Here is a 21043-nt window from a genome sequence, read left to right as displayed (position 1 = left end):
TGGCAACGAACATCACGCGCGCTGCGGATTATTTCGGTATTCCAGGGGTGAACACTCCGGCCAGCTTTGGGATGCCTGGGACAGACGAGTTTCGAGAAAACCTTAAAGAGTACCGAGACAGGGTTCAACGCTCTCGGGAATTGCGCGCAAATCGTCTCGATTCAGACGCCAGTGTTGAAGGCGGGTACGGATTTGGCGGTCCAACGGATGGCTTTGGTGTCCAAGGTCCTGGGGGGTTCGATGGTTTTGGCCGCGGGCTGAGCGACGGACTGGATAACAACGCACCGACGCAAGGTAACGTGAGCGTTGGCCCTCCAACCGACAGCAGCTTCGGTGCTGGCATTGACGATTTCGGCGGCGGCAGGGATGGCGGAAACGGTGGCGGGTCCGGCGGCGGCTCAGGCGAAGGCGGCAGCGCGGGCCATGGGGACAGCCCAGGCTCAGACTCAGGCACTTATCATGATGGCGGGTACGTCTCTGAGGATCTGATCCCCGGTCAGCTGCGCGGCGATGTGCCAGCTACCCTGCAAGAAGGCGAGCAGGTCTTGACTGCCGACGCTACCGAGTTCCTTGGCCCTGGGTTCGCCGAGGGCGTGAATATGATGGCGAGCCTACGTCGGCGCCGTCAGGAGCACGGAATTAGATAAGGATTAAAACATGCAGAACGCATTTAATGCTCTGAGGGTCCGGCCTGTTGATGTCGGTGGCTCGATTGCAAAGGGACTGCAAGCCAGAAACGCCATGTCGGAGCTAAAGGAGCGCGGACGGCTAAGAGATGCCAACGCGGCTTATGCGGAGTCCCTTTCTGGCGGCATCCCGACCGATTCAGTAGGCCGTCAAAATCTAGTTTCCAAAGCGGCGCAGGTGAGCCCAAAGGCCGCGTTCGATGCACAGGCCTATCTGAGCACAATGGACACCAATAGCCGCAACAAGGCCGTGCAGGAGGCAGGGATCATCCATCGCGCATTTAAGGACGTGAAAGATCCGAAGGGCTACGAGATTGCTCGGCGATCCGTGCTGCGGCTTGGAATTGATGATGCACCCGAGGTCTACAGCCCGAAGGGATTGCACGAAGTTCTGCAGGCTGCGCGAAGCATAATGCCGAAAGACCCGAACTTGCTCTCCGATGCTGCGGCACAGCAGAAAATCGACATCGCGAACAAGAGCCGGGCACCCGCCAAGCCACAGTTGCCGTTGAGCGCCGTTGGAAAACTGAAGTTCGATCTCGACAGGGGTGCTATCAGCCAGGGCGAGTACGACGCGGCTGTGACGAAGGCGACCACCTCAACGCCGCTGGTCAGCTTTGGTGGCGAACGCGAGAAGGAAGAGCAGAAGGCCCGCGGCAAGCGGTTGGACGCCACAGCGGGCGAGATCCATGAGACAGCTAGGGCCGCTGAGAACACGCTGGCGCAGCTGGCGATTGCCAGGACGTTGGACGTGCGCACTGGAGGCCTGGCACCCCTCAAGAAGTGGGCCGCCTCATATTCGCAGAGCTTCGGCGTTGATCCGTCGGTATGGGGGCTTGAGAGCGCATCGGATGCCCAGGCCTTCGAGGGCATCATGAACAACATCGTTCTGACCAAGATGCAGGCCCAAAAAGGCCCGCAGACCGAGAACGACGCCGCACGTATTGAGCAGACACTGGCGAATCTCCGCAACACACCGGAGGCCAACAGGTTCCTATTCCGCTCGGCGGAAGCCTTGGCCCGACGCGATCTGGAGCAGGCCCGGTTTTTTGAAGACCATTATGCCAAAAACCGGACCTATGACGGTGCCCTGCGGGCATGGGATAAGTTCAAGCGGGAAACGCCATTGCTCGCCACAGATCCGGACACCGGCCAGACGATCTTTTTCAGTGAGTTTGAGCGAGGAGTCATGCGCGTCAACCGCGGGGCAACCCGTCAGCAGGTGGTTGAATTCTGGAGGGCGGAATATGGCGGGTGAACAGCTGATCAATCCCTTCAAAGACCCCAACTTTCTTGAGCAAAGCGGCGGTGGTTCGCTCCCACAGTCACAGCCTCCTCGCGGCGCGCCGACAACCACAGGGCAACGGACTTCTGCCGGCCGTCAGCTGTATCAGGGCGAAAACGGCGAGCATTACTCCGAGAAGAGCATCACGGTCACGCACCCCTCGATCAACGGCGGGCAGCCTACGAACATCCCTTCGGTGTTCGGCGGGCAGATTCTTTCGGAACAAGAGGCGATCAAGCGTATCGCGGCTTCTGGTGGCCGTGATCCGGAGACCGGGGAAGTCCTTCGGGGCTATTCATCGATCGATGAAGCCGTAGCGGCTGCCCGTGCACGTTCGGACGGCTTCGGCCAGGAGATCCGGCAGCGGTCTGGCGGGCTGGTGAACCCTTTCAAAGACCCCGCATTTCTTGAGCGAACAGCAAGCCGCCCGATGGTTGCGCCTGTCACTCCAGCAAGCCAGGCCAATGCGGCACCGGCGCCGCTGCCGGAAGCAGATGAAGGCTTTCTGCATAGGGCCGCAAATACCATCCAGGAAGCCGGCCAATCAGTGCAGGACGCTTTTACCGGCGACAAAACCCGCGAGTTCGATCTGCGCGAGCTGCCACAGAACATTATTCGGGAAAGCGGCGAGACTATCGCCCCAGGTGCCGACATCGCACTTGCTCGCGGCAATCCGGCAGGCGAGGCGGCCATCTTTCAGTCGCGGTTCCCTGATGCTCAGGTCGATTTCGATGCTCACGGGAACCCTATCGGCATCTTCCCTGATGGGCGGAAGTTCTACCTGAACAGGCCGGGCGCGTCTCTCCAGGACGCCACGCAGCTCATTGTCGAGGGAACGTCGGCACTGGCCGGTGCTCGGCTTGGTGGCGGCGCGGGCTCGGTGGCGGGGAAAGTCGGCCAGCTCGGCGGGGCGGCGGCAGGCACGGCAGGCCAGAGCATCGGCCTGGACGTAGCCGCACGGTCTCAAGGATCTGAGCAACCAATTGATCTGCAGCGCGCCGGCGTTGAGGCTCTGTTCGGTGCTGGTGGTGAGATCGCGGCTTCGGCTGTCGGGATGATCTTCCGCAAACTCCTTGCTTCTCCGGCCTATTTCAACAGGGCTACGGGTGAGCTGACCGAGCGCGGCCGCGAGACCCTGGAAGAGGTCGGCGTTGACCCAGATGCGGCCTCTCGGCAGTTCCTGGACCGCTTTGAAGAGACGGCCAACCGAGCAACGACACCACAGCAGAGCCTTGCCCTTGCTGAGGCGGAGAGCCTGCCTTCTCCCGTGCGGCTCTCTCAAGGCGATGTAACGCGCGATGTGACGCAGCAAGCCACTGAGGACGCTTTATTGAAGGGTGTGCATGGCGAGGGCGCCAAGGACGTCATGCAGGGTTTTCGAGCGAACCAGCAGGAGGCTTTGCGCGGCAATGTCCCTGGTGTCCAATCGAGGCTTTCTGGCGGTCAGCCACTGGTTACGGCGCCGGGTGAGGGCGCTGGCATGGCGACGGCTCGCTTGAAGGCCCAGGCCAAGGCTGAGCGGGCGGGCGTTACTGCGGCTTATGACAAGGCGCGTGCCAGCAATGCCGCTGTGAATGTCGAGGACGTGGGCAATCTGGGCAAGGAGATGCGCCAGAGCATGGGGGATTTCGACATAGGGGCTCTGCCAAACGCCACACGGGCACTACGGACCTTCGAGAGCTTCCAGGAGCTGGCTGGCGGCAAGATTACCGCCGTGAAAGTCGGGGCCATGGAGCAGTGGCGCAAGCGTCTTGTAAATGCCATCCAGGGCGCGGAACGCACCAATCCGACAGAAGCTGCGGCGCTGAAACGTTTACGGGCACAGTATGACCAATTCAGCGACACCGCCCTGGAGCGCGGTTTAATCACTGGCGACGATGCTGCCCTTGATGCCTGGAAGAACGCCAGAGACGCCCGCCGGAAGGTGGCGCAGCGCTTTGAAAACGACAAGATCGTCAAGCAGCTGGTTGATGGCGATCTCTCGCCAGAGCATGCGCTCAACACGATCTTCGGGGCTGGAAAATTGGGCTCCAAGGCTGCCAGCGAGAAGGCGCTGCAAAAGATGAAATCCGTTCTAGGGCCGAACAGCCAGGAATGGAAGGCCATGCGGGAAGAGGCGTTTCTCAAGCTGGTGCAGAATCAGGATACCGGAGCACGCGGACAGGATCTTGCGGTGCTGTTTTCGGGTGACAAGTACGCGACGGCACTTGATACCGCGATGAGGAATTCGCCGACCCTGATGAAGACGCTGTTCACGCAGTCGGAGATCGGACTGCTACAGCAGCTCAAGCGAACAGCATTGCAAGCGACGAACCGTGTGCCCGGTGCGGTCAACACATCCAATTCGGCCCATGAGTTCTTCCGCAATGGTGCGCGTCGATTGTTTGGCGGTGCCTATGACCTGACCGCCGCCGTGGCCAAAAAAGCGGCTGGCGGCATCCCTGGGCAGGCGATAGCCAGCTCCGCCACCAAGGGACCGAGGGTTCCCAGCAGGCCAACAGGGATTGGCGGAGCCATAGGGGCGCTGGCTGGCGATGAAAACACGTACGAGCCCCCAGCGCAGCAGCCTACCGGCGCCCTCAACAGTTTGCAGGCCGCTGTGTCTCCGCCGCGTAGCCAGAATGCGTTGCGGGATCTCATGCAAAGTCGTCCCGAGCCGGTGAGCAAGAACGCGATGCGTGAATTCGTGCAGCCGGGCGGATTGTCAGGGAGCGCAGTGCGAAACCTTGGCCTGACGACACCGGGTGGCCAGGCGATCGGTATGAAAGAGCTGCGGCGCATGGCCAAAGAAGCCGGACAGCCGGCGGAGTCTATGGCGGTCGAGATGCTGGCAGAGCTACACGGCTTGAAGGTTGCGGGGAACAGCATTGTCTTTGATGACGGGGATAGGATGACGCTGCAGGAGCTCGCCGCAGAAGCGAAGCGGGAAAAGGTCAGCGTGTCGGAGCTGATCAAGAGCTATCAAGTTGAGGGTTTCGAGGAACAAGACCCACCACGGGTTTTCCGGCGCTAGGACTGCTCTTCGTTGCAATGAACCAAGACGGCAATTCCTTCGCGACGTGCAAAATTCAGAGCGCCGGCGGCTTCTCTGCTTTGCGGGGGAAGGTATGCCGCTGCAAGGCCATATTTCTCCCGATACTCAGGTGTTGCAATCCGCGTGATGCAGTAGGGATAACCGACCGGCACCGGATTTGGCACCGGCCCATATTGGCCATTCATCTGCAGATCGTTTGAGCCTGGCGGTTTGGCATTGTCGGCCATCACAGGCAGTGGCAGCATGCAGAGTGTTAGAATAGCGAGAACACGTCCCATAAATTGCAATATGGCAACGTCGATGAATTTGCGCAAGGACATCGACACCGGGCCAATATGGGACCTGCTGTTCTATGGCCATGGCATGCGAGGGGTTGAAAAGATGAACCGCAAGCGGAATGGCTCGCTGATGGCGGTGGTGATTGACGCATTGGAGGTTTGAGCGCAGTCTGTCAGAAGAATTTTCCTATGAACCAATTCCGTTTTGCTCGTTTTCCTCCCTTCATCCATTCAGCCATTGCCTCAAACTCTTTGTAGAGTCGTCTGTTGTTTGTTCTGACTCGGAGATCATGGATAAATGAGGCGCTGCTTTCCCAGAAAGTGATCACACTTCCCTTGAACCATGCTTTATACATCGCTTCATCAATGCTACCGCGTTGGATGCCAATGGAGATAAGCTCCATCTCATTTAGTATTATCTTGATGGCTTGAGTTTCTACGGAGCTTTCATTTTCCACTTTTGCCCAATCAGATAGGCCACCATCAACTTTTACCAAGCTAACGAATGTTTGCCTGGCTTTGATAATATCTCCGTCACTTTCCTGCCGAGTGATGTAGTCTAGTGTGTTTTTCCGTGCTGAAATTTGCCTTTGCGAAACAACGCCCCAGACGGCAACCCCAACTGCAATTGCGGTCAAAAACTCCATGGAGCCAACAAACCCTGCAAGCAGGTCATATATTCCGGCGCCTAAATCGGAAGCTTGTTCAACCAAACTCTGTTTTTCAACGCCATTCGACTTGATTGGGTCGACCATTACCTGCCGCGAACTGTAAGACCGCCCCAGCCCTCAATTGAATTTTTCATATTGTGTTCCCCCATATATAGAAATTATCCTGCAGCAAGGTGCCTTCAATGGTCAAGAAAAACTGTGCTAAATCGCACTCATCAAGTGTATTTTTTAGTGTTAATTGCCGTGGCTTTGATTTATGATAGATGTGGATCGATTCGTTGATCTGGGGCAGCTACAGGTTGCAGCGCACAATAAAGTTATCTCCATTGATCAGTAAAAATACGTATACAAACGAAATAGCACTTGCTAATCGTTAAAGAATTGCTAAATAATGTAACGTGAGCCAAGCGGCGAACTGGCGAGGGAGATTAAAAAATGATCTGTGATAAACGTATGGTTAACAAGGATATACGTTGACACTCGCTACTCAAATGTTAACAGTGTTAATTAATCGCTGTTTAACGTTTATCCGACACACTCGCGCAGCCTATGCAATAATTACGGATGACCACGTTGGGTGGCCGTCGTCTACAATGAAGAGGAGCTTAAAAATGACTCGCATCAAAGAAGGATGGGGTGGCTTGACCTGATTTCGATAGCGATAATTTTTTAGCGGTTATCAAAGAGCCCTGGCCCAGTGCCGGGGCTTTTGCTGTCTGGTCTCACATCTTGACATCGGGGATAGATAGGGCAGAGAATCGTTCAAGCTTTAGACTTGCGTCTAGAGATATCAGACCCTCGCTTCGGCGGGGGTTTTTGCGTTCCGGGGGATGGGTAAATACTAATCTCGCAATCTTGGAAGACATGCTTTCGTTGGTGCAGTAAGACCATTGGGTAAATTGATTGGTGCTAGTCCCCGAGTGACACAGGCTTTGTTCAATTGACCCTGCGAGAGGCCTACGACACTTCTCAAATCGGCTGAAGAAAGGTCGGTGTCAAAGAGGTCGGCGGAACTTAAATTGGCTTCAGCGAGACTGACGTTAGATAGATTGCCCCACCTTAGATCGGCTTCTTTGAGATTGGCCACACGTAGATTTGCGCCGCTGAGGTCGACTCCTGTCAGAGAAACACCATATAGATCGGCATTATACATATTGGCCCCTGGCAGGTTTGCTTCCTCTATGAAAGAGTCTTTAGGGAGATGGATTTTCACCAGAGATTCTTTGTTTTGAAGACAAAGCTCTGTCCACGGGATGCAGTAATGATTTTGGTTGAGGTATTCTAAGGCTGCAGTCTTGCCCGCATTTCCCTTAGCGTTTGTTGTTAAAAGCTGCCACGCATTGACGCGTCGCTGTTCTGCAATTGCTGCGAGCTCGTTCCAGCCCACAATTAGGATAACTGGAATAGCGAAGAGACCGATTAGAAGTTCAAGCCTCGCCAAATACCTGAATCGCTGATCCCACTTAGATTGAGTGGTTGGTGTTGACCGCGGCCTCGCTCTTCGCCGCAACAACTTTCGCTGTCTGTAGGGTGCCATGATTTCGACCTCTCTTGTGAATAGCACAGAGGGTATCAAAGCAACTCCAAAACGAGAAAAACAACATGCATCACGAGGATAGGCGGCAGGTCGACAAATGAGCAGAAACGGTGGCCTTACTCCAAAACAAGCGCGCTTTGTCGAAGAGTACCTGATTGATTTGAACGCCACCCAGGCTGCGATACGCGCCGGGTACAGTGAGAAGACGGCCATTGATGAGTTCCGCTAGATCGCTTCACCCACCGACGCTGCTAGTTCCGAACCCTGGTTTCTCACATTCCCGACCGCCGGCCCCACAGGATAAGCCTGCATGAGTTGGCTGGGATATTGGCCAGCAACAGCCAGTGTCTCGTCCGTCTCACCCGTCAACCAGGTCTCGTAGTCTTCCGCCTGCAAAATCACCGGCATGCGCTTGTGAATCTGCTGCATGAAGTCGTTGGCGGCCGTGGTCATGATGGTGAAGCTGTCGAACTCCACGATCTCGCCCTTTGACATCCCAGCCCAGTTTGTCCAGAGGCCAGCAAAGAACATAGGTGTCTCGTCCTTGTTGCCGATCGCGTAGGGCTTGCCCTTGCCTTTCCACTCGTAGAAGTGCTGCACCGGTATCAGGCAGCGCTGAGACTTCACCGGGCCGCGGTAGCTGGCCTTCTCTGTCACTTCTTCGGATTTGGCGTTGAATGTAGCGAACTTGAGCTCCTCAAGCGGCTTGCGGAACCACTGAGGCACAAGCCCGAAGCGCGCGAGCGTACAGCGGTGCTGTTCCCGATCGCTGGCGATGATCGGCGCCATCTGGGTGGGAGCGACGTTGTAGGCCTCTCGCAGGGGCTCCGGCGGAATGCCGAGCGTGGTAAGCGTCGACATCGCGACTATCTGCTCCCAAGTGAGCCGGGCTGTGGCATAGCGTCCGCACATGGCGGCAGTGTATCCAGCTGCATCGGGTGTGGGAATAACCGCCTATTGTTCTCTTTTTGTTCTCACGTTAGCATCAAGCAATGGATGACCTGAGAGAGAAGATTATCAAGCGCGCACTCAAGCAATCCAAGGCACTTCTCAGGCCGACCGAGACCGACATACGAATTGCAGCTCGATATGTGACTAAGGCGTTAGATGAACGCTATGAGATGAGGCTGAAGGCGCCAAAGAGCCACTTCCGGGTACCGAGGAGGGATGGAGATGGATGAGAACAACGAAGTCACCTCTATGCAGTGGGATGGCAGCCAGGAGAACGCACTGGAGATTAAGCACTGGGTGAATTCGCATCTGCCGGCAAAGATGACGAGCAAAGGTCAGCTTTACATGGTCAGTGCGGACTGTGACGAAGCTGGAGTACCGCACATGAATCTTACGGACCCTGCGGGCACTATCGGCATCAGGCCCCGTGATGTCGTCGTCCATGATGAGCCGAACGAATCATTACGAATCATTCCACGTTGTGAGCGCTGAAGAACTCGACGAATTTCCCACCGAAGACGAGATAGACGAGATGCCACGGATACCGGCTTAGCGCCCTGACACCACCTTCTCGAAGCCCATGATGTCGTTGCCAACTTCGATCCGGGCGGGATCTACTGCAATCGTTCGTCAGTTCGCGGCGCCTGTCGCAGCAATTCTTCTGCAGCTCTCAAGATCCGTTTCCAGACCGCTTGCCCGTCAAAGTCGCCGGCCTCGAGCATTGCATCTGCGCGCTTAGCTGCCTCCAACAGAGCATCCTCGCCGTACTGCTTGACGATCTCGTTTGCGCATTGCCAGATTTCTCGTTCGTCGGTCATGGGCATCTCTGAGGTTTGGTCTCTAAAATGCTCTGTAAGCGTTCAGGAGAGCCAAGAGGCTATTTCCGACCTCAGGGACTCTACAGCCCTGTCAGACTCACCGTTGCTTGCCGCAGAGTCGGGAATAGGCCTTTAGTGTGATTGCTCTCCCTCTTCAGGCGCCTGCCTGAGCAGATCCTGCACCGCCGTTGCAATCCGTTTCCACGTGGCATGGCCGTCGGCATCGCCTGTACGCAGAAGGACATCTGCGCGATTGAGGGCTTCTGAATGTGCTGCAGCACCATGCTGCCTGCACATGAGGTTTGCACATTGATAGATTTCACGGTCATCAATCAATGGATGACCCCACCATTCGTCGGCAGGCACTGCAACAACTCGGTGGCGTTTTGCCAGATGATTTGATCGATCAGCATCGGGTACTAAAAGAATCCAAGTTCCTGCGCCCACCCATAGAAAAGCATACCTACAGGGATTCCAATCAGGAGGCCTAGCTTGAATCCGTGGTTTACACTGTGCTCTCGCTGTTGGCCGCGATCATGCAAACCTTTATCGTCTTTCATCATTGCGGGTTGCTCCGCTGATATTAATCAAGTGGATAGGTCGCAAGCAGTTGTAAAATTTGCTGCAGGCTTGGCACAGCCTATCGCGAATAGAAAGAGCGAGTCACCGCGGAAAGGAAATCGGCCCGAAACCCTTGGCTTACAAGGGGTACAGGCCGAATTGTGGCCTCGTCGAAATCAGAGCGTTCACAAGTCAAACTCCGTGCACATCGTTGTTTCCAGTGGCCATGGGAGTGAACGTATTGCTAGGCTCTGGGAGTCATCTGAGAAATTTTGGCTATTTATGAGCGGTAGCATACCGGTTGCGATGAAGGACTTTGGGAAGACGTTATGAATTGGAAAGCAATTAGGTATTCGAGTGGCTTCAGGCTTTTGTTTCTTGTGTTTGGTTTGCTGTCGCTTTCGGCCTGCGTCTCTGAGGAGGCTCGCAAAAAAGGGTTGGTGCGATACAGCAAGCATCAAATTTCCGCCCCAGTGATTGAGGATGTTGAAGAACTTAAACAAGTTGAAGTGTCACGAGAGAAGGTTGCTCGCGTAGAACTTATCGTGCCAAACAAAGGCGATCGCATATTGTCTGTGAGGGTTCGTGTGGGCAGCGGTAGCGATACTTGGAGTAATGGAGCTGACTATCTGCTTGCTGAAGAAATGGAGTCCGTGGTTCGAGAGGCGTCAGGATATTTGTTTGAACTCAATCCCACGGCAAAAAAATACGTCAAAATTGTGCTGACGGTCGATACGCTAAGCGAACTCTATAGTTGGAAAGAATGCAGTCCCTGGGCAACGGATGTGACAGTGCGACTTCTGGTCACGGATATACCAGCCGGTGGGGCAGAAACAGCGACCAGACATGAAGGAAGGGAACGGAGTTTTTCTTGCACAAGTTTCTCGTCGTTTCCCGCGGGTGGATCTGTTGAAGAGGCATTGCAGAAGGCATTCTCGCTAGCCTTGGTAGAGGCGATCAAGGCTCGGAGAGCTGGCGAACGCACAACTGCGTCTGTCAACTAACTGAACATGTCTCAAGCCGATTGTGCAGTAACTTTCTCAATTTTCTACTTCAGGCCGATTCCAAGGCTTTTCAACTGGCATTCCACCTCGCCGATCGCGTCGACATCGCCCCACCATTGTGAAGCGCCCGACAAGTATCCGCACAGAAAAGGCGGGATTTAACCCGCCCCGAGTTGACCGACAGGCTTGCGATTACCGTTTGGGCTGCTCCGATTTGCACCGTCGCACTTCCTCCAGCTCTTCGCGCCAATGGTCGTGAAGTGCCTGCGTCTTCTCTTCAAGAACCTGCGCAAGCCGAGCAAGTCCGTCTTTCTGTCTCGGATCGCCGCCGCTAAAGCCCTGGACTGCCATGTACATCGATGTGGCCAGTCCCGGCAGGTCGTGTATGTCGGGCTCAAACGAGAGCAGCACGTTACCGGTGGATTTGGGTTTGTCAGACATCGTCTTGAGCCCCCGCGACTGTTGGCACGTATTCTAGGCGAGAGGCATCAGAAGCCTCGCACCAGAGACGCGACACAACCTTCGCCCTGCTGTCCATGGTCGAGTACAGCGTGTGCAGTCCATTGCCTTCGAATTCCGTTGTGGAGTTCGAGCACAGATATTCGGCAGTCATGGCGACGACGTTCAACAGGTTGCGAAGCTCGCGGAGTGGAACCTCCATGTCCATAAGCAGCCTACCGACTTCATCGCAGGCGTTTTGTGCGGCTTGCTCTTGTTCAGACATGGTCCGTCTCCCTCGCGGTCTGGGCGCTTTCTTTCAGCGTCTTGGTTGCCTCATGGGCCGCAGTCCAAGTGCGATTGATGCCTTTGATGCTGCTGTTCATGGCTCCCTGCAGGTTTGACAGCCCGGCGCCTGCCGTCTCGGTGCTCCTGCTGCCCATCATCGATTCAATCGCCATATCCAGAAGGATCATCTGGGCTTCGAGCGTAGCAACTTGAGGCTCGATCTCCCGTACAGCTTCATGGGCTTGCTTGCAGGCATTCTGCGCCGCTGTGCGGTTTTCTGACTTTGCGTCGTCGCAGGCCTTCAAGCTCAGTTCTAGAGCCTCGCTACGCAGATCCAGCAGTTTGCTCGACAGGTGTTTGCCCACCTCCGCAATTGCCCGAAAGCAATGCCCGGTATTGTCTCCGCCGTCATCGTGTGCCCCGCCGGCCTCTGACAGGACCACGGCCATTTTCTCGCAGAGATACAATTCGTCTTCGAGTTTCGATAGGAACGCTGCGTCGGTCATGAGGATGCCTCCTCTTGGCGAAGTCCCAGGCCGTCTTTGCGGTAGTCCTGGAAGTACAGGCCGGCGTCATCCAGTCGGCTGAGAAATTCGGCCATGTCGCGGACGGCACTTCCCGAGAAATAGCGGAGCGCCTTCATCTGATCGAGGCCCAGTTCGCTTTCGGCATCGGCCATCTGCTCTATGCCTTGGATGGCAAGATCAACGATCGCCAGCCGTTCCCAAATTTCCAAGGCCTCTTCAATATCCATGGGCTTCTGCGTCTTGGTTGTGATTTCGCGCGCACAGCCTCGGCAACGTTTAACGTTGGTTTCGTCGCGGGGCTTTCGGGTAGTCTTGATATCGTCTTGTGACACTGCTTCTCTCCATGAGAATGAGTTGCGAGATAGGGCTGGCTTGGCGTTGCAGCGCCGGTCAGCCCGCTTCCGTTGAGGTCTTACTTGCGGCCACCGCCTCCTCGTCGAGGGCGATACGGGTCTGTTCAATTAGCTTTTCCAGGTGATCACAGACGGTCATGACCGCCGTATTGTCGCGACGGTTGCCGCCGTTTTCGTCAGCTCGCTCACAAGCACAGATGACAAGGCGTACAAGGCTCTCGCAAAGACTTAGGTTTTCGTCGATCTCTTCGATCATGCTTCGTTTCCTTGGAACTTGGCGTCTTGCCGAAATTGAGAGCCACTGCTTGCGGCTCGTGGTGATTTGCTAGCTCGCGCCGCCGTCGATCACGGTAAAAGGGGCGAGATTGCGGGGTTTCGGTGCTGCAGGGCGTGCTGGCTCCTCACCGGGCGGGCGTTTGCCCGTCAGATCCCAAAAGTCAGGATTGCGTTTGCCTGCGTATCCGAGCGAATGTGCATTCTTGACCATCTCCCGCACGGCGCTCTCAAACCGATAGTTGTCGCGATACCGCCGGATAAGCTCGAATTCGTCATCGGTCATTCGGGCACCATCTATCCGCAGATGTGAGGGTGACTGCTTGTCGCCAAGCTGGCATTCGGCCAGCGACAGGCCGGAAAGGCGGGACTCGATCATGAGAAGATCTTCGGCCCCTGGAACGTTGCAGCGACGCGCCTTGCGGATGCCGCCCAGGGCTTTGTGGTGCTCCTTTGCTTCCTCACACTCAAGCTGTGCCGCACGCCGGATCGCGTTGTTGGCGGAGGTCTGAAGTCGGGTGGCGAGGTCTCGCAGGTGCTTACAGGCATTCCAGCGTGCGCTTCTGTCCATGGATTGGGTTACGTCCGTGTTGAACGGTGGTCTTGGCTCTGTTGGCACTGCTTCGGTCTCCTTAGCTGCTGGCTTCCTGCCAAGTGTGAGGGGCTGCTTCCTGCTGCCCCGTAATGGCCATGCAGTTACAGCAGCGCACCCTCGAGATGCCTGCGAACATGGTGCATGAAAAAGTTTTGCCGAATTTTCGCCCCGACTGGTTTTGGGGTTAATTCGACTGTTCGGACGGGAGATTTAGAAACACCCCCACCTGGTATAATAAAAGTGTGAAAGGATTTTTCACCGTGATCGGCTGAATTTCTGCTAGCGGTGAAAGCACGTTGCACCGTCGGAGCCTTTTGAGCGGTGTTCAGTTCGGCAGCGGTGAAAGATCTTTGCACTAGCGGTGAAAGTATTTTGCACCGGGTTTTAAATTTTGGTGCCGTCCAGCGCATGAATTCCTTCGTGGCTAATGCGGCGCCGGCTGGTTCTTCGGTCAGCGCCCAAAGCGTCGCGTGAGGCAGCTTGGTGTTAAACGAGCCTTTGAGGGTGGCGCGAAGAAACCCCTTGCTCTCAAGCTCGCTAAAGGCTCTGCAGACTGTCGGGACTGAGACGCCAACACGATCAGCCGCGCCACGCACAGAGAGAGCAATCTCGCCGTTGTTGCGGCCATTGAACCGATGTTTGATTTCGATGTGCAGAGCACGGGCGCAGGGCGACAGAGAGCGATACGCCTCGGAGTTGATCAGATAGCGATCGATCCTGACAAACGATTGGTAATCACTCCGGCCCTTCTTGTTCGGCTTGGCCATGGTCAGACACCCTTGTAGAAAAATTATCGTGTGATATATTTAATATCATTCCGAATTGGATGTAAATAAAAATATCAAAGGATATAAATTATATCATGATCGATGATGGGCAAATGAGAGCAGCGAGAGCGCTGTTGAAGTGGTCAATCGCAGACCTGGCTGAGCGATCTGGTGTGAGCGTACCAACCATTCAACGCATGGAGAGCCGGGGCACAGGCTCGAGTACAGCGGTCAACGTCGATGTCATCCGACGCGCTCTCGAAACTGCCGGCATCGAGTTCATCGCGGAAAACGGCGGCGGGGCTGGGGTGAGGTTCAAGGAAAGGGCGGAGGAGTAGATGCCGCGTCGCGCCACTGTCACCGAGGCTGATATGCGCCGCGCAATCAAAGCTGCAACGGATTGTGGCCTGACAGTTCGAGAGTGCATCATGCGGCCGACCGAGGTGCGACTGATCTTTGGTGAGGTCGGCGATGCCGCCAAAGACGGTGAACAGTCCAACGTCGAACGAGATCCCAGACTCAAGGATTGGTCGGATTGGCCAGGGTAAAGCGAACGATTCAAACCGTTGACCGATTGAGTGAATTAAGGAGCCCAATGACCGCTCCCTCACATATTGCAAAGCTGATGCCACGCGCGCCCACTTCATTGCAAGATAACTCTTAGTTTGCAGAGCTGCGTCGAAAATGGGGTGGCAGGATGAACACTGACTTACTGGCCAATCTCAGGGCTACGGTCGAAACATTGCCCGCGGTAAAAGAACTAGAAAGTGCCAAGGCTCAAGCTCTAGTCGACAACATTGCGCAGAAATATGTCAGAGACCGTGGTTGCATTTGGTGGTGGGAGAACCTCGCGGTTGCCGCCCGAACGATCGACTATGGTGACAGCGGTGCTTTCGGCACTATCGTCAAATTAACTGGGCCAAATCCCGTAGTCTCTTTGATCGTTTCCGATGACGAGCCAGAACCTTGGCCGGTTTTTAAAGGCCCGCTTTCCGATGTTCTTCACGTTGTTGGCGAGCAATGGTTCTTCGAGTATTTGCTAGTCGATGAAACAGAAAATTGGTGCATTTTCGATACGCATCACAATCGCTTGGTGATCGCTGGAGACTTATAGGCAGGCGATGGGCTCCTGTTCGTGGATCGCCTTTACTCGACTCACAAATCGGCACTACGCTTCGACAGTCGCGACCACAAACCCGGAGAGCATCGGCAATGACCGAGCCTGAGCTGATGACGTACGAAGAAGCTGCAAAGTTTCTCGACCCAAGCGGAGCCTTGGGGATCACGAAGCGGACAATTCGGCGCCTTGTCGAGGAGGGGATGCTTACTAAGATCAAGATTGGCCGCGCGCCGGCCGTCACACGCCGTGCAATCATGGAACTGCAACTTGAGCGGACGTGGAGTACTGGTGATCCCCGCGATTTGATTGATAAGAACTCCAGGAGTTCCAAAGGAAAGATGGCCAAAAAACGCCGCAGTCGACCGTTAAAAGAAGTCGAAGGAATGTCTAAAATCTCGAGAGAAATAGCGGCGCTAGATATAGAGCGACAACGTTCAGAGAAGGGTTGACCATGCCCCATGCAACCTTCCACGTCACATACCAGCCTATCCGTCTCCTGAAGGCATCGGAGGCAGCGCGCTATTGCGGCATGGCACTGGCCAAGTTCAAGCGCGAGTGTCCCTACGCGCCTATCCAGTTGGCGCAAAACGCGATCCGCTACGACATCCAGGATTTGGACAAGTGGATTGATGGCTTAAAGCTGGGAGAAGATGAGAGCTCGGACGAGTACTGGCTGAGCAAACTCGATTAAGCCGATTCCAATTAAGTACCTGGTAGATAATCATGACTTCAGCAAAGGGCTTCAGTAAGCCTGACGTTGTGCGCGCCATCCAGGCCGTGCAAAAGGCAGGGCTAGAGGTGGCGGAAGTGCGAGTCCACCCTGACGGCGGATTCTCGGTTTTGACAACTCATTCAGATAAGGTTGAAGAGCACAACCCTTGGGATGATCCTGACGACGATGACTAAGCCTGCATAATCGAATGACCCGAGCCAAGCGGCGCCTTCAAGATTACCTGCCGCCCCGCATTGTCAGCGCCTCCAAGGTTGCACACCACCTAGGATGCTCAGAGATGACCCTGAAGGTTCGAATTCCCAAGCTGCTGACTATCGGCTTCCCGGAATATGACAAGCTTCTCCGCGGCTACGATCTGAAGGCGATCGAGCTGTAGCTGGATGAGCGCAGCGGGATTGGGGAGGGCGGTGCAGGAGCAATTCCCTGATCACCGCCCCGCCAAAGCGCTGGAGTCCTTCTAAGTTTGGATCGTATTTTCAACATCAGAAATGTGCTGCTCTCGCGAATGTCCCAGTTGGGCGCCAAGTAGCAATAGCGCTGCTCCAAGTCCGAACAACGAATATGTGGCCGGACTTGATACGTGGACTGGATCGTTTGGATCGACTGGAGCAGCTTCCGTTCCATTGATTGCGCTTAGCAGAAATCTTTGGTTCAGCCCGCCAGGGCTCATAAGTATCCAATCGTAGTCGTTGCCAGATTCTGGCACCGGGTGATTGAAGCCGAAGCCATTGGAAAAGTTAAACCCGGTTGAAATATGGTCGAACTGCTGGTTCAGGTCATCAAATGTTAGACCGAGTATGTCAGCCGAGTCTCCTTGTCCAAACCAGAAATTATTGCGACTGACAATAGATCCTGGACTTCCGATTAAAAGGCTCAACTGGCCTGTCATCCGCCGGTCAAATTGAATCAAAACCAAATCAAATATGGATCGATCAACAAGGAGTTCGCGGTTTATGAAAAAGCTTCCTTCGCATATCGAAATTGACCTGATTTCGTTAGTACCACAAACACCAATGCCTGCTTGAGGGCCGAAACCTGTAACACGCGCTTGCTCAATTGCGAAGTCTGGACCGCTTGTTCTGTATCCCGTTACGGTGATTGTCGCACCTTCGCTATTTGTTACGTAAATCTGCTCCACCCAAGGAACGGGTGAGTTAACCTGCAAATCCCAACTCAAGGGCATTGCTTGAGCGTCTTGTGCGACTATGCCGGCCACAACGATGCAAGCAGCAGCAATTTTGTTCTGAGAGCAAAAAATAGAATTGATATTCACGCCGAAACCTTTCCTTTGAACAATGTGAGGGAACAGTGAACGGATCAATTGGAATCCATTGCAACCAATACATTCCCGTTTAAGTCGTGTTACAGTAAGGTTTCTCACGGAAATTCAAAGTGTGCGTGTCCACCACATACGATTGTGTTCAGCATTTTGTCGCTACGCCGCCGATGGGGACCACACACCATCGTATTCCGCCCTCCAACACAATTGCCCCACATTGAATTCCGTGTCAGTGTTTCCCGCATAGGGGGAAGCAGGAAGCCGGCAGCATTGCTCGCTATCCGCCTCGAGGAAGCGAGGGACGTATGTGCGCAAGTTCAGTTTCGGTGTATCTGTAAATGCCAAATCGCAGGTACTTTGTTAACAGAACGAAAGAAGGGGCTGCAAACAGGCTGAATCTACGGCGTTTTGATCGTAAACGTCGGAGAAAAAGAAGACTTCAAGTAAGGGAGATTGTTAGACGAAAACAATCACAAGCCCTGCTTAACGGACTTGCCCCTGATAGAAACAGTACTCAGCGAGCGACGCTCAGAAAATTAAGCGAGAGAAACAATCGAATATCTCTCGATTGCTTCTCTTTTTTGGATTCTCCAGAAGAAACCATTCTGCGTTTAGTGGAAATCGCCGAGGTAGATGCGGTAGGTGTTAAATATTCCATAGATTTTGAGGACGAGTACTGCCTTGATGTTGGTCCTTATATGTTGCTTGGGTTGATGCAACAGGAAATGGCAGAGACATGTGACGGCGGCAAAATGTCTCGACCTCTTATGAAGGTTCTCGAGGCGGTAGGCTTGAGAACCTTTCTGAAAATGGGATTGTTTCCAATAAATGCAGTGAATGATGTGTTGCCAGTCCGGCTCACAACACACTCCGGAATTCGTCAGAACCGACTAGGTTTCGAAAGCCATGAATCTGCAAAAGAGAGGGTTGCAAGGCGCTTTTCTGAAAGCATAAATAATTGGTTGATGGCATTACGCTTTATGCTGACGAACAACGGATCTGATTGGGTTAGATCGCTATTGGCAGAAGTGCTTGATAACTCTAGACACGCAAATCCTGCAGACGCTGATGGAGGATGGTCAGTAGCTGGTTTCATGGTTGCTAGAGAGCGAGCGGACGGCACTCCACGATTTATTTGTCATATTGGAATTGTAACGCTAGGTGCGACATTTGCACAATCTCTGCTCAACTCTGAGGAGCCTAAAATTTTATCGAATATTCGAAGCTATGCGAGTGCACATAAAAACTCCTCTGAGCTGTACGATTATGACGCACTCATTACTACTTGCGCGCTCATGGACAAAGTTTCGTGTGAAGGTACGTATGCAGACAGAGACATCGGGGGATGTGGTATGTCGAGTTTGATCAATATGATGAACGGTTTGGGCAAAAGCTCTCGAAGCGATGAACAACCTGAAATGGCGATAATCTCAGGAAACAGCTGTTTGGCCTTAAAGCCCCCTTACAATCAGATGGAACAGGTGGATCAATCATATCTGCAAGCGTTCAATGTTGAGCAGGACTTGAATCAGCCCCCAAGCGATGCCCATGTATATAAGCTGAAACACAGAGTTCCAGGAACTGTGATATCTTTGAGATTCACAATTGACCCCAACAATCTCAGCGAGAGCGTGGTATAGTGATGGCGGCGATTGGATTAGAATGCGCTCCAACTGATGGTAGCCTCATGAACCAGAATGCAGCTTCTAGCGTTATCGACTTGAGTGAAATTGCAACAGATCGTCGCCGCGATACCATCTCAGGAAGGGAGACCGGCAGGGCAACGCGTGAGCGGCTTGGCGTGTCAGAGCAAATTACTGGCTCGGATCAGGTTGAAATTCGTATTCCGGAGCATGTCAGGGTAATAACGCCTTCTTTTTTTGTAGGGTTGTTGGCCAGCGACATAAGCTTGCTTGAGTCCATCGACGATGCAAAGGAAGTATTCACGCTGACCAATGCTTCAGACACCACACAACTAAATTTTGATCATGCGGTATCAACGATACTAGGCCGCGGTTCGCCATTTGACAGCATCCAAAGTCGGCAAAAGAAGTTTTCGTTTCTCAGCTCCTGGAAGACGAAAAAGTAATTCTTGAGACACAATTGAAAAATCTAATGCGAACAGAGGGTAAAACGGTTGGGGGAGCTGTCGCAAAATCTGGGCGCGATTGGTTGGCTCGAGACAATTGATTTCCGAACCGCGATCTCTATTTTGGCGATCGGCATTAGTGTATCGACACTTTATTTCAATCGTAAGTGGCATACTCAAGGTCGAGATAGAACAGAAGTTCGAGATCATTTCGATTTTGACGTTAGAGAGATGTCGCACGAAGGACTCGCGCGTGTAAGGAAAATTCGGCTGTCTCTATTGGAGGCAGCTTATGATATGCATGCTGTAAGCCTGGACGATTGGGCTGGAATCCAAAAAGAACTCGATAGGATACGGCAGACTGAACTAGGGCCAACTTTGTACGATGTCAGCCAAACACTGTTACGAGCAGATCGAGAATACGGTCACTTGCTCCCGAGTATCAATTTATCAGGTATTGCCAGACCGATCTCCGATATAGGCCTAGAAAAGATCGATGAAGCCTACGATGCCTTGATGGAAGAGGTTGGCAATCTAATAACCTCGATCGACCAAACTTCGCCTACCCAGTCTCATCTCAATACGGCGGCACTCAGCAGCGCATTTTTTGACTATGACGATGCCGTGCGAAGATACTTAAATGAGATCCGAACAGCTATTTTTACTAGAAAATCACGACGAGACATTCTTTCGTAAGAGTTTTGAGAATTAGCCGGCTGTTTTTATTGCGCTTCCGCCTCCTTTTTTGTGCAGCGGACTTCTTGTTTTGCCCCGAGTCATTCATCTCTTCATCGTCTTGATTTAGCAGAGCCACTTCTGCCCGCCAAGCCTGCCGGCGGTAACTCTCGATCAGCACTCAAATAGACTATCTCGCGGAGTGGCTGAAGAGAGCGAAAAGCCGGTGAGATTGCCCTAGGCACCTGCTTTGGTTAAAAAAGCGTCTATCCCCGGGATCAATGTTCCGGCGACAAAATTGACGGCAATCACACCGGTGGCCCATAAGAAGGCGTAGGCAACAGATCTCAGTTGTCGGGTTACATATATCAAAATTAATAATATCAACGTCAATATATAAAGAACATCTGCGATCGTATTTAAACCAGGATTATTAGAAAATGCCGGGCCTAGAAAAATAGAAAACCCTTTGTCTATCAACTTGTATTTTTCGAAGATATACGTAATCACAAAAAAAGTCACGACTAGGGGAGCAATGCCAATAAGTGCCGCGATCAATTTTGTAGTTTCATTTCCTAAATTGTATTTTCGAGATAAATATTTTTCTGCTAAATATTGTGCACTCGAGGTGCTAGAAGCTAGGATCACCATAATAACGATAAAATAAGCATCGAAAATAATCGTAAAATATATTACTGGAAGTGCCACAATTATTATTTGCCATCTCGTTATATCGTGTAATTTATAGGACAAAAGGTTGATATTAATAGTAAATCGCCTGTTTTTTACACAATGAAACAAAATAGGCATTATTAGAAGCAATAAAAACGATAGTGATAAATGATCAATGTATTGCGTTAATGGAAAATTAATCAAAAACGAAAAATATTCCCATAAATATTTCGACAATGCGTCAAAATTAAGAACGATTCTCTCGATTGCTGGTGTAAATTCTAAGCGACTATCCAGCTTTGCTAGTAAACTTAAGGCTGCTGGAGTCGCAAATGCTATCGATAGAATCTCTTTTGCAAACTTCTTAGCGTCCCCCAACGCATCTCTCCAATTTGCCATTCAGTCCAAG

The 21043-nt window shown here is 53.2% G+C and carries 30 protein-coding genes and 1 pseudogene; 16 read left to right on the top strand and 15 right to left on the bottom strand.

Annotated elements, in window-relative coordinates; genetic code table 11:
• From QMZ18_RS21770 to QMZ18_RS21760, 3 genes and pseudogenes are all read left to right on the top strand, one after another.
• A pseudogene (locus QMZ18_RS21770) lies at positions 1-647 on the top strand (hypothetical protein); the annotation flags it as partial.
• Between the two features lie 10 nt (positions 648-657).
• Positions 658-1944: a hypothetical protein gene (locus tag QMZ18_RS21765; protein WP_282608451.1), complete on the top strand. Its 1287-nt coding sequence runs from the start codon at positions 658-660 to the stop codon at positions 1942-1944.
• Positions 1934-4984 carry a hypothetical protein gene (locus QMZ18_RS21760; protein ID WP_282608450.1) on the top strand — a complete coding sequence of 1017 codons (3051 nt, stop codon included), beginning with the start codon at positions 1934-1936 and terminating at the stop codon, positions 4982-4984. The genes QMZ18_RS21765 and QMZ18_RS21760 overlap by 11 nt, the downstream gene beginning before the upstream one ends.
• Here QMZ18_RS21760 and QMZ18_RS21755 read toward each other — a convergent pair.
• Entirely contained in the window at positions 4981-5283 is a 303-nt protein-coding gene (locus tag QMZ18_RS21755; protein ID WP_282608449.1) for a hypothetical protein, read from the bottom strand. The genes QMZ18_RS21760 and QMZ18_RS21755 overlap by 4 nt on opposite strands.
• A gap of 22 nt (positions 5284-5305) precedes the next feature.
• On the opposite strand from QMZ18_RS21755, the gene QMZ18_RS21750 reads away from it, so the two are divergent.
• On the top strand, positions 5306-5446 hold the full coding sequence (locus QMZ18_RS21750) for a hypothetical protein (RefSeq protein ID WP_282608448.1): 141 nt from the start codon (positions 5306-5308) through the stop codon (positions 5444-5446).
• A 10-nt stretch (positions 5447-5456) separates the two neighbouring features.
• Here QMZ18_RS21750 and QMZ18_RS21745 read toward each other — a convergent pair whose 3' ends face one another.
• Positions 5457-6038 (bottom strand): DUF4760 domain-containing protein, encoded by a 582-nt coding sequence (locus QMZ18_RS21745; protein ID WP_282608447.1) that lies wholly within the window; start codon positions 6036-6038, stop codon positions 5457-5459.
• Positions 6039-6795: 757 nt separating this feature from the next.
• Positions 6796-7395: a pentapeptide repeat-containing protein gene (locus QMZ18_RS21740; protein ID WP_282608446.1), complete on the bottom strand. Its 600-nt coding sequence runs from the start codon at positions 7393-7395 to the stop codon at positions 6796-6798.
• 193 nt (positions 7396-7588) lie between these two features.
• On the opposite strand from QMZ18_RS21740, the gene QMZ18_RS21735 reads away from it, so the two are divergent.
• Positions 7589-7720 (top strand): terminase small subunit, encoded by a 132-nt coding sequence (locus tag QMZ18_RS21735; protein ID WP_282608445.1) that lies wholly within the window; start codon positions 7589-7591, stop codon positions 7718-7720.
• Here the strand turns inward: QMZ18_RS21735 and QMZ18_RS21730 are convergent.
• On the bottom strand, positions 7717-8403 hold the full coding sequence (locus QMZ18_RS21730; protein ID WP_282608443.1) for an SOS response-associated peptidase: 687 nt from the start codon (positions 8401-8403) through the stop codon (positions 7717-7719). The two genes, QMZ18_RS21735 and QMZ18_RS21730, sit on opposite strands and share 4 nt — an antisense overlap.
• A gap of 261 nt (positions 8404-8664) precedes the next feature.
• On the opposite strand from QMZ18_RS21730, the gene QMZ18_RS21725 reads away from it, so the two are divergent.
• Positions 8665-8934, top strand: coding sequence for a hypothetical protein (locus tag QMZ18_RS21725; RefSeq protein WP_282608442.1), 270 nt, complete (start codon positions 8665-8667; stop codon positions 8932-8934).
• Between the two features lie 122 nt (positions 8935-9056).
• Here QMZ18_RS21725 and QMZ18_RS21720 read toward each other — a convergent pair whose 3' ends face one another.
• Both QMZ18_RS21720 and QMZ18_RS21715 read right to left on the bottom strand, forming a co-directional pair.
• Positions 9057-9260 carry a hypothetical protein gene (locus QMZ18_RS21720; RefSeq protein WP_282608441.1) on the bottom strand — a complete coding sequence of 68 codons (204 nt, stop codon included), beginning with the start codon at positions 9258-9260 and terminating at the stop codon, positions 9057-9059.
• Between the two features lie 132 nt (positions 9261-9392).
• On the bottom strand, positions 9393-9626 hold the full coding sequence (locus tag QMZ18_RS21715; protein ID WP_282608440.1) for a hypothetical protein: 234 nt from the start codon (positions 9624-9626) through the stop codon (positions 9393-9395).
• 524 nt (positions 9627-10150) lie between these two features.
• Here QMZ18_RS21715 and QMZ18_RS21710 point away from each other — a divergent pair.
• On the top strand, positions 10151-10825 hold the full coding sequence (locus QMZ18_RS21710) for a hypothetical protein (RefSeq protein WP_282608439.1): 675 nt from the start codon (positions 10151-10153) through the stop codon (positions 10823-10825).
• Positions 10826-11017: 192 nt separating this feature from the next.
• Here QMZ18_RS21710 and QMZ18_RS21705 read toward each other — a convergent pair whose 3' ends face one another.
• The 7 genes from QMZ18_RS21705 to QMZ18_RS21675 all read right to left on the bottom strand — a co-directional run bounded on the left by QMZ18_RS21705 (position 11018) and on the right by QMZ18_RS21675 (position 14066).
• Entirely contained in the window at positions 11018-11266 is a 249-nt protein-coding gene (locus QMZ18_RS21705; RefSeq protein ID WP_282608438.1) for a hypothetical protein, read from the bottom strand.
• Positions 11259-11549: a hypothetical protein gene (locus QMZ18_RS21700; RefSeq protein WP_282608437.1), complete on the bottom strand. Its 291-nt coding sequence runs from the start codon at positions 11547-11549 to the stop codon at positions 11259-11261. The genes QMZ18_RS21705 and QMZ18_RS21700 overlap by 8 nt, the downstream gene beginning before the upstream one ends.
• Positions 11542-12057 (bottom strand): hypothetical protein, encoded by a 516-nt coding sequence (locus tag QMZ18_RS21695; RefSeq protein WP_282608436.1) that lies wholly within the window; start codon positions 12055-12057, stop codon positions 11542-11544. The genes QMZ18_RS21700 and QMZ18_RS21695 overlap by 8 nt, the downstream gene beginning before the upstream one ends.
• Positions 12054-12410: a hypothetical protein gene (locus QMZ18_RS21690; protein ID WP_282608435.1), complete on the bottom strand. Its 357-nt coding sequence runs from the start codon at positions 12408-12410 to the stop codon at positions 12054-12056. Before QMZ18_RS21690 ends, QMZ18_RS21695 begins: the two co-directional genes overlap by 4 nt.
• 58 nt (positions 12411-12468) lie before the next feature.
• Positions 12469-12687, bottom strand: coding sequence for a hypothetical protein (locus QMZ18_RS21685; protein ID WP_282608434.1), 219 nt, complete (start codon positions 12685-12687; stop codon positions 12469-12471).
• Positions 12688-12756: 69 nt separating this feature from the next.
• Entirely contained in the window at positions 12757-13323 is a 567-nt protein-coding gene (locus tag QMZ18_RS21680; protein ID WP_282608433.1) for a hypothetical protein, read from the bottom strand.
• A 77-nt stretch (positions 13324-13400) separates the two neighbouring features.
• Positions 13401-14066: a hypothetical protein gene (locus tag QMZ18_RS21675; RefSeq protein ID WP_282608432.1), complete on the bottom strand. Its 666-nt coding sequence runs from the start codon at positions 14064-14066 to the stop codon at positions 13401-13403.
• Between the two features lie 113 nt (positions 14067-14179).
• Here QMZ18_RS21675 and QMZ18_RS21670 point away from each other — a divergent pair, with 113 nt between their 5' ends.
• The 6 genes from QMZ18_RS21670 (at position 14180) to QMZ18_RS21645 (ending at position 16092) form a co-directional block, all read left to right on the top strand.
• A complete protein-coding gene (locus tag QMZ18_RS21670; protein WP_282608431.1) occupies positions 14180-14404 on the top strand; it encodes a helix-turn-helix domain-containing protein in 225 nt (74 codons plus the stop codon).
• On the top strand, positions 14405-14614 hold the full coding sequence (locus tag QMZ18_RS21665; RefSeq protein ID WP_282608430.1) for a hypothetical protein: 210 nt from the start codon (positions 14405-14407) through the stop codon (positions 14612-14614).
• Positions 14615-14763: 149 nt separating this feature from the next.
• Positions 14764-15180: a DUF6756 family protein gene (locus QMZ18_RS21660; RefSeq protein ID WP_282608429.1), complete on the top strand. Its 417-nt coding sequence runs from the start codon at positions 14764-14766 to the stop codon at positions 15178-15180.
• Positions 15181-15278: 98 nt separating this feature from the next.
• Positions 15279-15635, top strand: a complete 357-nt coding sequence (locus QMZ18_RS21655; RefSeq protein ID WP_282608428.1) for a helix-turn-helix domain-containing protein — start codon at positions 15279-15281, stop codon at positions 15633-15635.
• A gap of 2 nt (positions 15636-15637) precedes the next feature.
• The gene (locus QMZ18_RS21650; protein WP_282608427.1) at positions 15638-15877 is read left to right on the top strand and encodes a hypothetical protein; all 240 of its coding nucleotides are present in this window, start codon (positions 15638-15640) and stop codon (positions 15875-15877) included.
• 32 nt (positions 15878-15909) lie between these two features.
• On the top strand, positions 15910-16092 hold the full coding sequence (locus tag QMZ18_RS21645) for a hypothetical protein (protein ID WP_282608426.1): 183 nt from the start codon (positions 15910-15912) through the stop codon (positions 16090-16092).
• Positions 16093-16376: 284 nt separating this feature from the next.
• Here QMZ18_RS21645 and QMZ18_RS21640 read toward each other — a convergent pair whose 3' ends face one another.
• Positions 16377-17192: a hypothetical protein gene (locus QMZ18_RS21640; protein ID WP_282608425.1), complete on the bottom strand. Its 816-nt coding sequence runs from the start codon at positions 17190-17192 to the stop codon at positions 16377-16379.
• Between the two features lie 344 nt (positions 17193-17536).
• Between QMZ18_RS21640 and QMZ18_RS21635 the strand changes: the two genes are divergently transcribed.
• Genes QMZ18_RS21635 through QMZ18_RS21625 form a run of 3 tightly spaced genes read left to right on the top strand, consistent with a single transcriptional unit; the run spans position 17537 to position 19983 of the window.
• Positions 17537-18838 carry a hypothetical protein gene (locus tag QMZ18_RS21635; protein WP_282608424.1) on the top strand — a complete coding sequence of 434 codons (1302 nt, stop codon included), beginning with the start codon at positions 17537-17539 and terminating at the stop codon, positions 18836-18838.
• Between the two features lie 2 nt (positions 18839-18840).
• On the top strand, positions 18841-19287 hold the full coding sequence (locus QMZ18_RS21630; protein WP_282608423.1) for a hypothetical protein: 447 nt from the start codon (positions 18841-18843) through the stop codon (positions 19285-19287).
• A 48-nt stretch (positions 19288-19335) separates the two neighbouring features.
• Positions 19336-19983 (top strand): hypothetical protein, encoded by a 648-nt coding sequence (locus tag QMZ18_RS21625; protein ID WP_282608422.1) that lies wholly within the window; start codon positions 19336-19338, stop codon positions 19981-19983.
• A 216-nt stretch (positions 19984-20199) separates the two neighbouring features.
• Here QMZ18_RS21625 and QMZ18_RS21620 read toward each other — a convergent pair whose 3' ends face one another.
• Complete coding sequence (locus tag QMZ18_RS21620; protein WP_282608421.1) at positions 20200-21033, bottom strand: hypothetical protein; 834 nt, start codon at positions 21031-21033, stop codon at positions 20200-20202.
• Between the last annotated feature and the right edge of the window lie 10 nt (positions 21034-21043).

The sequence above is a fragment of the Pelagibius sp. Alg239-R121 genome (assembly GCF_947331435.1).
GTDB lineage: Bacteria > Pseudomonadota > Alphaproteobacteria > Kiloniellales > Kiloniellaceae > Denitrobaculum.
The sequence above is the reverse complement of the archived record's forward strand: the minus strand, read 5'-3'. Positions and strand labels throughout refer to the sequence as shown.